Origin of the sequence: Brevundimonas sp. UBA7664 (genome assembly GCF_002483305.1) — a bacterium.
Taxonomy (GTDB): domain Bacteria; phylum Pseudomonadota; class Alphaproteobacteria; order Caulobacterales; family Caulobacteraceae; genus Brevundimonas.
In genome coordinates, this window is the sequence record NZ_DLHQ01000024.1 from 1 (window position 1) to 12,918 (window position 12,918).

At 68.1% G+C, this 12,918-nt stretch carries 11 protein-coding genes; 5 read left to right on the top strand and 6 right to left on the bottom strand.

What is annotated here, in order from left to right:
• From B2742_RS04785 to B2742_RS04795, 3 genes are all read right to left on the bottom strand, one after another.
• Positions 1 to 357: NYN domain-containing protein (locus tag B2742_RS04785; protein WP_292063593.1), on the bottom strand; the 357-nt coding region annotated here is incomplete at its 3' end.
• A gap of 40 nt (positions 358 to 397) precedes the next feature.
• Positions 398 to 964, bottom strand: coding sequence for a fasciclin domain-containing protein (locus B2742_RS04790; RefSeq protein ID WP_292063595.1), 567 nt, complete (start codon positions 962 to 964; stop codon positions 398 to 400).
• Between the two features lie 14 nt (positions 965 to 978).
• On the bottom strand, positions 979 to 1,923 hold the full coding sequence (locus B2742_RS04795; RefSeq protein WP_292063598.1) for a hypothetical protein: 945 nt from the start codon (positions 1,921 to 1,923) through the stop codon (positions 979 to 981).
• Positions 1,924 to 2,037: 114 nt separating this feature from the next.
• Between B2742_RS04795 and B2742_RS04800 the strand changes: the two genes are divergently transcribed.
• Positions 2,038 to 2,478: a hypothetical protein gene (locus B2742_RS04800; RefSeq protein ID WP_292063601.1), complete on the top strand. Its 441-nt coding sequence runs from the start codon at positions 2,038 to 2,040 to the stop codon at positions 2,476 to 2,478.
• 7 nt (positions 2,479 to 2,485) lie between these two features.
• Here the strand turns inward: B2742_RS04800 and B2742_RS04805 are convergent, their stop codons facing one another.
• Positions 2,486 to 3,298, bottom strand: coding sequence for a hypothetical protein (locus tag B2742_RS04805; protein ID WP_292063603.1), 813 nt, complete (start codon positions 3,296 to 3,298; stop codon positions 2,486 to 2,488).
• Positions 3,299 to 3,696: 398 nt separating this feature from the next.
• Between B2742_RS04805 and B2742_RS04810 the strand changes: the two genes are divergently transcribed.
• Positions 3,697 to 4,635, top strand: a complete 939-nt coding sequence (locus B2742_RS04810; protein ID WP_292063605.1) for an HNH endonuclease — start codon at positions 3,697 to 3,699, stop codon at positions 4,633 to 4,635.
• 16 nt (positions 4,636 to 4,651) lie between these two features.
• Here B2742_RS04810 and B2742_RS04815 read toward each other — a convergent pair whose 3' ends face one another.
• On the bottom strand, positions 4,652 to 4,969 hold the full coding sequence (locus B2742_RS04815; protein ID WP_292063607.1) for a hypothetical protein: 318 nt from the start codon (positions 4,967 to 4,969) through the stop codon (positions 4,652 to 4,654).
• 127 nt (positions 4,970 to 5,096) lie between these two features.
• Between B2742_RS04815 and putP the strand changes: the two genes are divergently transcribed.
• Positions 5,097 to 6,611: a sodium/proline symporter PutP gene (gene putP, locus B2742_RS04820; protein WP_292063609.1), complete on the top strand. Its 1,515-nt coding sequence runs from the start codon at positions 5,097 to 5,099 to the stop codon at positions 6,609 to 6,611.
• A gap of 13 nt (positions 6,612 to 6,624) precedes the next feature.
• Here the strand turns inward: putP and lepA are convergent, their stop codons facing one another.
• The gene (lepA, locus tag B2742_RS04825; protein ID WP_292063612.1) at positions 6,625 to 8,433 is read right to left on the bottom strand and encodes a translation elongation factor 4; all 1,809 of its coding nucleotides are present in this window, start codon (positions 8,431 to 8,433) and stop codon (positions 6,625 to 6,627) included.
• A gap of 225 nt (positions 8,434 to 8,658) precedes the next feature.
• Here lepA and B2742_RS04830 point away from each other — a divergent pair, with 225 nt between their 5' ends.
• Entirely contained in the window at positions 8,659 to 9,804 is a 1,146-nt protein-coding gene (locus tag B2742_RS04830) for an efflux RND transporter periplasmic adaptor subunit (RefSeq protein ID WP_292063614.1), read from the top strand.
• Between the two features lie 9 nt (positions 9,805 to 9,813).
• Entirely contained in the window at positions 9,814 to 12,897 is a 3,084-nt protein-coding gene (locus B2742_RS04835) for an efflux RND transporter permease subunit (RefSeq protein ID WP_292063616.1), read from the top strand.
• The last annotated feature ends 21 nt before the right edge of the window (positions 12,898 to 12,918 follow it).

Consider the following 12,918-nt stretch of genomic DNA (forward strand, 5'->3'; position numbering starts at 1 on the left):
CCGGCTGGCGTCGCGGATCCGCGACGCCAGCCGGGTGAAGTCGGCGTCGGAGGAGACGAGGCAGAAGCCGTCGAACCGGCCCGAGTGCAGCAGGTCCATGCCGTCGATGACGAGGGCGATGTCGCCCGAGTTCTTGCCCTTGGTGTTGGCGAAATTCTGCTGCGGCTGGATGGCATAGCGGGCCAGCACCTTGGTCCAGCCCATCAGCTGGGCGCTGGCGAAATCGCCGTAGATGCGCCGCGCCGAGGCCTCGCCGAGGGTGGCGATCTCGGTGAACAGGGCCTCGGCGATGCGGGCCGAGGCGTTCTCGGCGTCGATCAGCACGGCGAGGCGGGGAGCTTTGGAGACGACGGTCATGCGACAGCTCTCGACCGCGTCGCGCCCACGGTCAATGCCGTCAGTTCGCCGCCGCCGCCGCCGGCCGCACCAGCAGGGCGTCGACCGGCTGCACCACGCCGTTGGAGGCCACGGTCTCCGAGCCGGTCAGACGCGCGCGGGCGCCGTTGTCGCCGGCCACGATCACCGTCTCGCCCTCCTGCGAGAAGGTCAGCAGGCTGTTGGCCATGGTGCGCATCTGCACGTCGCCCGAGCCCTCGCGGGCGATGGCGGCGAGGATGTCGGCGCGGGTCAGCGCCCCCGGCACGATATGGGCCCGCAGCACGGCGGCGCCCTGGGCCTTCATCGCCTCGTCGCCGAGATCGCCGGCCGAGGCGGCGAAGGCCGCGTCGGACGGGGCGAACACCGTATAGGGGCCGGTGCCCGCCAGCACGTCGCCGAGGGCGGCGTTCTCCAGCACCCGCTCAAGCGTGCCGAAGGCGCGGTCGTCCTTCAGCGTCGCCGTCAGGGTCCGGTTCGAGGGCGCGGCGGCCCCCGTCCCGTCGGCCTTGCCGGCCCCGCCCTCGCCGCACGCGGCCAGGGCCATCACGCAGAGGGGCGCGAGCGCCCAGCGCATCTTCAATCGCATGTCTGGGCTCCGGATCAGGTCAGCAGCTGGATGACGGCGGTCACCAGCTGGGTCTTGGGATCGGCCTGATACACATAGCCGTCGTTGTAGCGGTACATCGCATTGGCGTTGTCGGCGTACTGGTTCCGGTACGCGTAGGGCACGTTGTAGACGTCGTAGCCGCTGGGCAGGGGCTGGCCGACGCTGAGGTTCTGGCCGGTCAGCAGGGCCGCGACCCGGCTGATCATCTGCGTCTGCGGATCGACGCCGTACAGGGCGCCGTCGGCGTAGCGATAGTCCTGGCCCTGGGGCAGGCCGAAATAGCTGGAATAGTAGTCGGGCGCCGGCTGGTAGCCGTACTGCGACGGCCAGGCCGCGCCGGGGGCGAGCGCCCCGCCCAGCAACGGCAGATAGCCGAGCAGCGAACCCTGCGAATTCATCCGGTACAGATAGCCGTTGTCATAGCGGTAGCGGGACTGGTCGTCGCGCGCGCGCCACAGCCACTCGTAGCGGTCGGCGGCGGCGGCGCGGGCGATATGGCGCGCCTGGCCGGGGGGCAGGCAGCCGTTGTCCTTCTTCGCCAGTCCGGGCGGGCAGCCGGCGATCAGCCCGCGGTCGCGGTCGCGCTGGAAATAGACCACGGGGCGGCCGTCGCGGGTCTGGAACACCTGACGTTCGACGGCGCGGCGCACGTCACGGCGGTCGTCGTTGCGGTCATCGTCGCGGTCACGGGCCGCGGCGCGCGCGGCCTGGGCGACCCGGGCCGGGGCGCGTTCGGCGCGGCGGTCGTCGTCACGGCCGTTGCCGCGGTTGTCGTTGCGGCCGCGGTCGCTGCGGTCGTCGTCGCCGCCGCGGTTGCCGCGCTCCTGCCGGTCGCCGCCCTTGCCGTTGCCGTTGCCGGGGTCTGCGGCCATGACGGCGGTCGGCGCGGCGAGCATCAGGGCGAGGGCTGTGGCGGCGAGGGGCATCAATCGGGACATGGGGAAACCTCTGGTGGACCCACTGAACGTGCGGTCGGGGCCGGCGTTCCGTTCCCGGCCGGGGCGCGACGGGCGCGGATGCGGCCGGCCGCGCGATGCGCTAGAGACCGGGGCATGACCCAAGCTCCCCTGCGCCGCCTGATCGATCTGCCCGGGATCGATGATCTGGAGATGAAGGCGCTGATGAAGCCGCGCGCCGCCGATCCGGACGAGCGGCACGAGTTCCCCGAGATCGCCGAGGCCATCGACGCGGCCGCGCGCGCCGCCTTCGGCCTGACGCCGGACGAGGCGGCGGCGGTCGCCCGGCCCGCCGACTGGGACGGGATCGAGCGGCTGGACCCGGCCGACATGGTCGAGGCCTTCGCCGCCGAGGGCTGGGACGTGCTGGACGGGCGGCGCAAACCGCTGCGCATGCTGGCGCACTGGGCCCTGCCGCTGGCGCTTTCGATGCGTGGCGTCGCCGGCGCCCTGCCCTTCCACGCCGAACCGGACCGGCCGGTGACCGACTGGGGCTCGAACCTGAAGGCCGAGGCCACGCGGTTCCGCAAAAGGTAGGAAATGGTCAGACGGCGCCGCCTTCCTGATCCGGGGGCGCCTCGACGCCTTCCTCCGCGATCTCCTCATCCGTCAGCGCGACCCAGCGCGCGGTCTCCTCTTCCGCCGCGCGGCCCGCCTCGGTGAGCTCGACCGTCCCGCCGGCTTCCTGCGCGATCCGCTCGGCGTTCCAGACCCGCCGCATCAGGGCCGTCTGGGTCTCGCGGGCGGCGGTCATCATCTGACGGCGGTGCTCCCAGTAGGCCGACTTCACCGCCCGGTCCGGATCCTCGTCCCCGTGGATCCAGAAGCGCTCGCGAATGATCTCCTGATCGCAGTGCATGGCCTCGAACAGCAGCTTCAGGTCCATCGTCTCGACCGTCAGCTCGCGGCGCTTCGACCGCTCGCCCAGCCGCGCATAGCTCTCGGCCAGCCCGGCCAGCGCCCGCGCCTCGGCCCACAGCCGCCCCTTCATCGCCCGCCCCGAGGCCAGGGTCGCCGCCCGCGCGAGGGCGGCGGGGTCAGAGGCGTCGGGGTCGTCGCCGGGCGGCGGGGCGAAGAGGCTTTTCAGCGCCCGCGACCCAACCGGGTTCAGCGATCGCGCGCCCTCCTCCTCGGCCTCCACCATCCGCGCATGCGCCCGCGCCCGCGCGTCCCCCATCGATTTCTTGGTCCAGCCGTCCCGGCAGGCGTGGCGATACACCGACGACGGCGCCACCTTCCACTTGGCCGCCACATCCTTGGCCATGGCGCCGTTGCGATACTCCTCGCCGATGATCGCCCAGGTCTCGGGGCTGAGGCGGTAATGGGAGGCGGGAGCTTCGGCGCAGGCGCGGGTCATGGGCGCAAGTCTGGGGCGCCCCGGAGGCGTGTCGGGATAAAAGCCGGAAACGCCCGCTGAGGCAGGAATCGGAGCGTCGGAATCGCATCCCGTGTCGTCCCTTCTCCCATTGGGAGAAGGTGGCCCGTAGGGCCGGATGAGGGTCGGACGGTGGAAGCGGCGAAGCCGCCCCCGGTCAGTCGACCCTCACCCTTTCGCGGCAGAACGCCGGCTCCGCCGCCGTGCGCTCAAGCCCTCTCCCAAGGGGAGAGGGGTCAGCCTGAAGTCGAGATGATGGCGCGCGGCGCCCTAGCGTTGCAGTCCTCAACATGCCTAACCTCCGATAGGAGTCCGGCATTGCGATACCAACCACAGATGGGAACCTCGGCTTTTCGCTGGTTAGCTGGTGTCAGCGCCGGATGAGCGCTCTGTCTAAAGGTCTGAGCAAACTCGCGCCCGAGCATCGTGCAAGCCTCGAGTGGTTTCAGGTGCGGCGTGGACAAGAAATTCGTCATCCCGGATGGGTCGACGGCATTTCGCTGCTGAATGCTCAAACGGGGATTCAGAAGCCAGCGAACTGGCAGCACGCCCTTAGCGTTAAACAGACGCTGGGAGGAACCTACGCTGATGTTCCCCCTGAGATGAGGGCAGATGGCTCCTGGCTCTACAAATATGCCATGCAAGCCGCCAACAAGTTCGGTTCGGAACGATCGGCAAACAACGCGCTGATTCGTTGCGCCGCTGACCGGGTTCCAGTTGCCGTTGTCATCCAGACCAAACTTGGTCCCGCTCGCTACGAGGTTCTAGGGCTGGGTCAGGTCACTGGGTGGGGCGAGGGGTTTTTTTACCTCGAGGGCTACAATAACTCCGGCGAAATCGGTGCCCAAAATTCCTTCAGCGAAAGCCCGTCAGGGTATCAGGCGATCACCCCGGGTGACTGGCGCAAGAAGATTATGGCTGAGATTGCAGTCCGGCAGGGCAGTAAGAAATTCCGGGATGCCGCGTTGTCGGACTACGGCCATCGCTGCGCTCTAACCGGATGCATCGAGCCCAAAGTTCTCGAAGCCGCGCATATCGTCCCGTACATGGGCGAGGACAGCAACAAGCGTGACAACGCGCTGTTGTTGCGCGCCGATCTTCACATCCTCTTTGATTGTGAAGCCATTTGGATTGACCCCGATACCCTGACCGTAAAAGTCGCAAAACCCCTAAAAGGTTCGGACTATGCTGAACTGGAGGGCATGAAAATCAACCTCCCTGACGGGATCGACACCGAGTCATTTCGGAGGCGCCTGTCTGAGCGCGATGCGTTCTTGGCCGCGAAGCTGGCGAAGAAGTCGGATGCCGCCAAGACCTGACCCTCCCATAGGGCTGTCAGAGCATGCGCTTGTAAGAATCAAGGCGTCGGCGGAAAGCACAGAATGGGTCCCACTGGTCTCTCGTGATCAGATCGTACTTCTCACCGAACCAAGCGACGAACTCGTCCGGGCTCTGGTCGAACTTCCAATAGCGCAGCACGTCCGCCCGATCAGCACCTGCATCCGAGAGGTCGATGCAGAACTCTTCCAGCATGATCAGATCAACCTCCTTCACCCACGCGAGACACGCGCGCGGCAAGTAGATTCCTTCCCATGGGCTGGCTGTCCGATCACTCATTGCGCATTCGATTTCGATTCCGAAGGGCGAAATCAAGGGCAGGCTCGCCCCTTGGGTTGAACCCCGTGAGCGAACCGATCGTCTCTGGGCGCAATCCCTCCTACAGACCTTCCCTCCCCCCCCGGGGTGGCCGCCTGCGCCCTCGGCTGCTACCCCACCCCCCATGGAAACCGGAACCTTCGTCACCCTCGGCCTGTATTTCGTGCTGATGCTGGGCATCGGCGTCTATGCCTGGCGCAAGTCCACCTCGGACGTGGCCGGCTATATGCTGGGGGGGCGGTCGTTGACGCCGTCGGTGGCGGCGCTGTCGGCGGGGGCGTCGGACATGAGCGGCTGGATGCTGCTGGGGCTGCCCGGGGCCATGTATGCAGCGGGGCTGTCGGCGGGGTGGATCGCGCTCGGCCTGTTCATCGGCGCCTTCGCCAACTACCTGATCGTGGCCCCAAGGCTGCGCGTCTATACCGAGGCAGCGGGCGACGCGATCACCATCCCCGACTATTTCGACAAGCGGTTCGAGGACCGGTCGCGGATGCTGCGGGTGATCTCATCGCTGGTGATCGTGGTGTTCTTCACCCTCTACACCTCGTCCGGCCTGGTGGCCGGGGGCAAGCTGTTCGAGACCTCGTTCGGGCTGGACTACACCATGGGGCTGTGGATCACGGCCGGGGTGGTGCTGGCCTATACGATGGTGGGCGGGTTTCTGGCGGTCAGCCTGACCGACTTCGTCCAGGGCTGCATCATGTTCGTGGCGCTGATCCTCGTGCCGATCGTGGCGCTGATGAATGTCGGCGGGATCGGCGAGGTCGCGGAGACGGTGCGCGGGGTCGATCCCGGGCTGCTGGACGTGTTCCAGGGGGCGACGGCGATCAGCATCATCTCGGCCATGGCCTGGGGGCTGGGCTATTTCGGCCAGCCGCACATCATCGTACGCTTCATGGCGGTGCGGTCGGTGCGCGACATTCCGATGACCCGCAATATCGGCATGAGCTGGATGCTGGTGACCCTGGTCGGGGCGCTGGCGACCGGTCTGGTCGGTCTGGCCTATGCGACGCGGACCGGGCTGTCGGTGACCGATCCGGAGACGATCTTCATCCTGCTGTCGGACGTGCTGTTCGATCCGCTGATCACCGGCTTCCTGCTGGCGGCGATTCTGGCGGCGATCATGAGCACGATTTCGTCGCAGCTGCTGGTGTCGTCCAGTTCGCTGGTCGAGGATTTCTACGGCGTCTTCCTGCGCAAGAATGCGCCGCAGAAGGAGCTGGTGATGATCGGCCGGCTGGCGGTGCTGGCGGTGTCGCTGGCGGCGATTTATCTGGCCTGGAACCCCGAGAACAGCGTGCTGGGGCTGGTGTCCAACGCCTGGGCCGGGTTCGGAGCGGCGTTCGGGCCGCTGGTGATCCTGTCGCTGACGTGGAAGCGGATGACGCGCAACGGGGCGCTGGCGGGGATCATCGTCGGGGCGGTGACGGTGCTGGTCTGGATCTATGCGCCGGTGCTGGCCGACGGGGGCAAGCTGTCGGGCGTGATCTACGAGATCGTGCCGGGCTTCGTGCTCAGCTTCCTCGCCATCGTCGGGGTCAGCCTGATGGGCCGGCCGCCGGCGGCGAGCGTGACGGACACCTTCGAAGCGGTGGAGGCGGCGCTGGCCGAGGCGAAGCGGCCGGCGGCGAAGGGCTGAGGCCCCGGGGGCCTCAGTCGTCGTCCATCTTCAGGGCGGCGATGAAGGCTTCCTGCGGGATCTCCACCTTGCCGAACTGGCGCATGCGCTTCTTGCCGGCCTTCTGCTTCTCGAGCAGCTTCTTCTTACGGGTGGCGTCGCCGCCGTAGCATTTCGAGGTCACGTCCTTGCGCAGGGCGCGGACGGTTTCGCGGGCGATGATCTTGCCGCCGATGGCCGCCTGGATCGGGATGACGAACAGGTGGGGCGGGATCAGCTCCTTCATCTTCTCGACCATGCTGCGGCCGCGCATCTCGGCCCGGCCGCGGTGGACCAGCATGGACAGGGCGTCGACGGGCTCGGCGTTGACGAGGATGTTCATCTTGACCAGGTCGCCGACCTTGTAGCCGGACAGCTCGTAGTCGAACGAGGCGTAGCCCTTGGAGATGGATTTCAGACGGTCGTAGAAGTCGAACACGACCTCGTTCAGCGGCAGTTCGTAGACCACGAGGGCGCGGCTGCCGACGTAGCTGAGCTCGATCTGGGAGCCGCGGCGGTCCTGGCACAGCTTGATGACGCCGCCGAGGTATTCGTCGGGGGTCAGGATGGTCGCCTTGATCCACGGCTCCTGGATTTCCAGGATCTGCATCACGTCGGGCAGGTCGGCGGGGTTGTGCAGCTCCATCTCCGAGCCGTCGCGCAGGCCGATCCTGTAGACCACGCTGGGGGCGGTCGCGATCAGGTCGAGGTTGAACTCGCGGCTGAGCCGCTCCTGGATGATCTCGAGGTGGAGCAGGCCGAGGAAGCCGCAGCGGAAGCCGAAGCCGAGGGCGGCGCTGGATTCCATCTCATAGGTGAAGCTGGCGTCGTTGAGGCGCAGGCGGCCGATGGCGGCGCGCAGGTCCTCGAAATCGGCGGCGTCGACCGGGAACAGGCCGCAGAAGACCACGGACTGGACGTCCTTGAAGCCCTTGAGGGCCTCGGCCGTGGGCTTGCGCTCGTCGGTGATGGTGTCGCCGACGGCGGCGTCGGCCACCTCCTTGATCTGGGCGGTGAAGAAGCCGATCTCGCCGGGGCCGAGCTGGTCGACCGGGGTGTTCTTGGGCAGGAAGACGCCGACGCGATCGACCAGATGGGTCGAGCCGTGCTGCATCATCTTGATGCGCTGGCCGGCCTTGAGGGCGCCGTCGAAGATGCGCACCAGCACGACGACGCCGAGGTAGGGATCGTACCAGGCGTCGACCAGCAGGGCCTTGAGCGGGGCGGCGGGGTCGCCCTTCGGCGCCGGCAGGCGGGTGACGATGGCCTCGAGCACCTCCTCGATGCCGATGCCGGACTTGGCGGAGCACAGGACGGCGTCGGAGGCGTCGAGGCCGATGACGTCCTCGATCTGCTGGCGCACCCGCTCGGGCTCGGCCGCTGGCAGGTCGATCTTGTTGAGGACGGGGACGATCTCGTGATTGTTGTCGATGGCCTGATAGACGTTCGCCAGCGTCTGGGCCTCGACGCCCTGGGAGGCGTCGACGACCAGCAGGCTGCCTTCGCAGGCCGCCAGCGAGCGGGAGACCTCATAGGCGAAGTCGACGTGGCCGGGGGTGTCCATCAGGTTGAGGACGTAGTCGAGCCCGTCCTTCGCCTTGTAGTTCAGGCGCACGGTCTGCGCCTTGATGGTGATGCCGCGCTCCTTCTCGATGTCCATGTTGTCGAGCACCTGGGCCGACATTTCGCGCGCGGTCAGGCCGCCGGTGACCTGGATCAGCCGGTCCGACAGCGTCGACTTGCCGTGGTCGATGTGGGCCACGACGGAAAAATTGCGGATGCGTTCGATGGGAGGGGTCGTCATGGCCGCGCCGGTAGCACGGCGGCGCGGGATCGCCAACGCGCGCGCCCGCGCCGGGGCGTTTCGCCACTGGATCCGGCACGGATTACTTCGCTGTAAGGGGCCGTATTGGCGTTTGAGAAGCCGCGGCGAAACCGCTATTCAACGGCTGATGACAGGGACACCCAGGACGGGCGGCCCACAAGCAGGCGCGCGGCTCCCCATCCGCGACGTCCATGGGGATCAGACGTGGCGAATATTCTGCGGAACAGCCTTGCCGGCGTGGCCGTCATGGCCCTGAGCGTGACCCTGGCGGCCTGCGGCGGCGAAGGCGAGGCCAAGAAGGCCGAGACCAAGGCCGGCGGCGGGGCGTCCAGCCAGACCGTCTCCGTCGCCGTGGCGACGCTGCAGAACCTGCCGCGCACGGTGACCGCCTCGGGCAGCATCTCGGCCTGGGAAGAGGTGCCGGTCGGGGCCGAGACCGGCGGTTTGACCGCCACCGGCGTCTTCGTCGACGAGGGGACCTGGGTGCGTCAGGGCCAACCGCTGGTTCAGCTGAACGACGCCCTGCTGAAGGCTCAACTGCGCCAGCAACAGGCGGCCGTCCAGACCGCCGAGGCCAATGCCGCGCGCGACCAGGCCGCGCTGGAGCGCGCCCAGGAACTGAAGGAGCGCGGCTTCCTCAGCCAGGCCTCGCTGGATACCGCCCTGGCCAATCAGCGCGCCTCGGCCGCCAATGTTTCCGCCGCCCAGGCGTCGCTGTCCGAGACCCGCACGCGCCTGGCGCAGGCCACGATCAAGGCGCCCGTTTCGGGCCAGGTGATCAGCCGCAGCGTCACCCGCGGCCAGATCGTCGGGGCCGGGACCGAACTGTTCCGCATCGTCCGCGACGGCCGGCTGGAGCTGGACGCCCAGGTGCCGGAGACCGAACTGGCCCTGGTCCGCGCGGGCCAGACCGCCGTCGTCAGCTCGGATCAGGTCGGGGAAACCACCGGCCGGGTCCGCATCGTCACCTCGGAGGTCGACGCCGCCAACCGGCTGGGGACCGCCCGGATTTCGCTGGCCGGCGGCGATTTCCGCCCCGGCATGTTCGCCCGCGCCCGCATCCAGGTCGGCGACCGGCCCGCCGTGACGGTGCCGACCGCGTCGGTGCTGTATCGCGAGAACCGCGCCGGGGTGTTCGTCATGGGGGCGGAGAACCGGGTGCGCTTCCAGACGGTCACGGTGATTTCCCGGACCGCGGACGAGACCGCCGTCGAGGGTCTGCCGGCCGGATCGCGTGTCGTTGTGGCCGGGGCGGGCTTCCTTGGCGACGGCGACCGGGTGACGGTGGCCGCCGCCCCCCGCCCGGCCGCGGCCGCGCCCACCGCTCCGGCCGCTCCGGCCGCGCGCTAGAGCCCGACCATGAAAAACATCTCCTCCTGGTCGATCAAGAACCCGATCCCGATCATCCTGCTGTTCACCCTGCTGACCATCGGCGGGGTGCTCAGCTTCCTGAACATGCGGATCAACAACAATCCGGACATCGACTTTCCGCTGGTGGCGGTCACGGCCGTGCGGCCCGGCGCGGCGCCCAGCGAGATGGAAGTCCAGGTCACGCGACTGATCGAGGACTCGCTGGCGGGTCTGTCGGGCGTGCGGCACATCAACTCCCAGATCACCGATGGCGTCTCCTCGACGACGATCGAGTTCGAACTGGGCACCGACACCGAACGCGCCACCAACGACGTCCGCAACGCCATGAGCGGCCTGCGCGCCGACCTGCCGCAGGACATGCAGGAACCGAGCGTCCAGCGCATCGACATCACCGGCGACGCCCTGATCACCTGGGTCGTCAGTTCCGAGACGATGACGCCGGAAGAGATCAGCTGGTACGTCGATAACGACATCAGCCGCACCCTGCTGGCCATCAAGGGCGTGGGCGAGGTCAACCGCGGCGGCGGCGTGGATCGCGAGATCGCGGTCGAACTGGATCCGGATCGCCTGGCCTCATACGGCCTGACGGCGGCGGCGGTCAGCCAGGCCCTGACCAGCGTGAACTCAGACCAACCCGGCGGCCGGGTGACCATCTCGGGCGCAGAGCGCTCGATCCGGACCCTGGGCGCCGCGACCTCGATCGAGGGGCTGCGCGAGACCCTGGTGCCGCTGTCCGGCGGCCGCTCCGTGCGGCTGGGCGATCTGGGCCGGGTCGAGGATCACTGGTCCGAGCCGCGCCGCCTGGCCCGCTACAACGGCCAGGAGGCGATCACCTTCAACTTCCTGCGCTCGCGCTCGGCGTCCGAGGTCAAGATCGCGGAACGGGTTCGTGAAGCCGTCGCCAAGATCGACGAGGAGAATCCCGAACTGACCATCCGCCAGGTCACGGCCAGCGTCGAAGAGATCGAGGAAAGCTATATCGCCTCGCTGGAAGCCCTGCTTCTGGGCGCGGTGCTCGCAGTCGTGGTGGTCTTCATCTTCCTGCGCGACTGGCGGGCGACCTTCATAACCGCCACCGCCATTCCGATGTCGCTGATCCCGACCTTCCTGGTGCTGGAGCCGCTGGGCCAGTCGTTGAACGGCATCAGCCTGCTGGCCCTGTCGCTGACCATCGGCATCCTGGTCGATGACGCCATCGTCGAGATCGAGAACATCGTCCGGCACATGCGGGACGGAAAGTCTCCGTACAGCGCCTCCATGGAAGCCGCGGACGAGATCGGCCTGGCGGTGGTCGCGACGACCGCCACCATCATTGCGGTGTTCGCGCCGGTGGGCGCCATGCCGGGAATCATCGGCCAGTTCTTCAAGGCCTTCGCCCTGGCGGCCTGCGTCTCCGTGGCCTTCTCGCTGGTGGTGGCGCGCACGCTGACGCCGCTGATGGCGGCCTACCTGCTCAAGCATCAGAAGCACGAGGACGCCGACCCGTTCTGGATGAGCGGCTATCTGAAGGGACTGGACTGGAGTCTGAAGAACCGCTGGAAGGTGTTCGGGATCGGCACCCTCCTGTTCGTGAGCTGCGCCTTCCTGGCCACCAAGGTGCCGTTCGAATTCCTCGCCAGTGGAGATCGCAGCCGCGCCGGCTTCTCGGTCGAACTCCCGCCGGGCGCGACCCTGGCGCAAACGGACGCCGTGGTTCAACGCCTGACCCGGGACCTGCGGCAACGGCCCGAGGTCACCTCGGTCTACGCCTCGATCGGCGGCCAGGAGGTCAATCAGGCCAATGTCTACGCCGACCTGGTCGGCAAGGGCGAGCGTGACCTGAGCCAGCAGCAGTTCGCCCGCGTCATGGTCGACGGCTGGAAGTCCATTCCCGGAGCCCGCATCGGGGCCGGCGTGGCGCAACAGGGGGGCGGACCCAGCGACGGCACCTCGTATCAATTCGCCATCCTGAGCGACAACGGCGCCACCCTGACCGCCGCCGCGCGCGCGGTCGAGGCCGAGATGCGGACGGTTCCCGGACTGGCCAATGTGGTCAACACCGCGTCGATCGCGCGACCGGAAATCCTGGTCACGCCCCGGGCCGACGAGGCCGCCCTGATGGGCGTCTCGACCAGCGCCATCTCCCAGGCCGTGCGGGTCGCCACCATCGGCGACGTCGACCAGAACCTGCCGAAATACAATCTCGGCGACCGCCAGGTGCCGATCCGGCTGCGGCTGACCCGCGACGCGCGCGAGGACCTGTCGGTGCTCGAGACCCTGCGGGTCCCGACCGCCAACGGGACCTCCGTACCGCTGAGCGCCGTCGCCGACATCCGCTTCGGCGCCGGGCCGTCGCAGGTGCTGCGCCAGGACCGCTCGCGCGTGGCGACCATCTCGGCGGAACTGGACGGCATCCGCAGCGGCGAGGCCGCCGTCGCGGTCAGCCGGCTGCCGACGGTCCAGAACCTGCCGGCCGGCGTGCGTCAGGTGCCCGCTGGCGACGAGGAATTCATCCAGGAGATGATCGTCGGCTTCGCCGTCGCCTTCGGCACCGGCATCCTGCTGATGTACGCCGTGCTGGTGCTGCTGTTCAAAAGCTTCGCCTATCCGATCACCATCATGGCCTCCCTGCCGCTGGCCATCGGCGGCGCCTTCGTGGCGCTGATGATCGGCGGGTCCAGCTTCTCGATCTCGTCGTTGATCGGGGTGCTGATGCTGATGGGGATCGCGGCCAAGAACTCCATCCTGCTGGTCGACTACATCATCATCGCCGAGCAGGCCGGGCAGTCGCGACTGGAGGCGATCATGGATGCAGCGCACAAGCGGGCGCGGCCGATCCTGATGACCACCTTCGCCATGGGCGCCGGCATGCTGCCGGTGGCGATCGGCTGGGGCGCCGACGTCGAGTTCCGCCAGCCGATGGCCATCGCGGTGGTCGGGGGACTGATCTCCTCGACCTTCCTGTCGCTGCTGTTCATCCCGCCGATCTTCACCATCGTCGATGACATCGCCGGCTTCTTCAAACGCCGCATGAGCAAGACGTTCGCGAGCCAGCGCCATGCGCCGGGCCAGGCGGCAAGCCCGGCCGAGTAGGCGTCAGGCTTCGGCATCCAG

What these genes read in the sequence shown, in the direction of transcription:
- B2742_RS04790 (WP_292063595.1), bottom strand. Translation starts at nt 964, where the DNA reads ATGCGATTGAAGATGCGCTGGGCGCTCGCGCCCCTCTGCGTGATGGCC.
- B2742_RS04795 (WP_292063598.1), bottom strand. Translation starts at nt 1,923, where the DNA reads ATGTCCCGATTGATGCCCCTCGCCGCCACAGCCCTCGCCCTGATGCTC.
- B2742_RS04800 (WP_292063601.1), top strand. Translation starts at nt 2,038, where the DNA reads ATGACCCAAGCTCCCCTGCGCCGCCTGATCGATCTGCCCGGGATCGAT.
- B2742_RS04805 (WP_292063603.1), bottom strand. Translation starts at nt 3,298, where the DNA reads ATGACCCGCGCCTGCGCCGAAGCTCCCGCCTCCCATTACCGCCTCAGC.
- B2742_RS04810 (WP_292063605.1), top strand. Translation starts at nt 3,697, where the DNA reads ATGAGCGCTCTGTCTAAAGGTCTGAGCAAACTCGCGCCCGAGCATCGT.
- putP (WP_292063609.1), top strand. Translation starts at nt 5,097, where the DNA reads ATGGAAACCGGAACCTTCGTCACCCTCGGCCTGTATTTCGTGCTGATG.
- lepA (WP_292063612.1), bottom strand. Translation starts at nt 8,433, where the DNA reads ATGACGACCCCTCCCATCGAACGCATCCGCAATTTTTCCGTCGTGGCC.
- B2742_RS04835 (WP_292063616.1), top strand. Translation starts at nt 9,814, where the DNA reads ATGAAAAACATCTCCTCCTGGTCGATCAAGAACCCGATCCCGATCATC.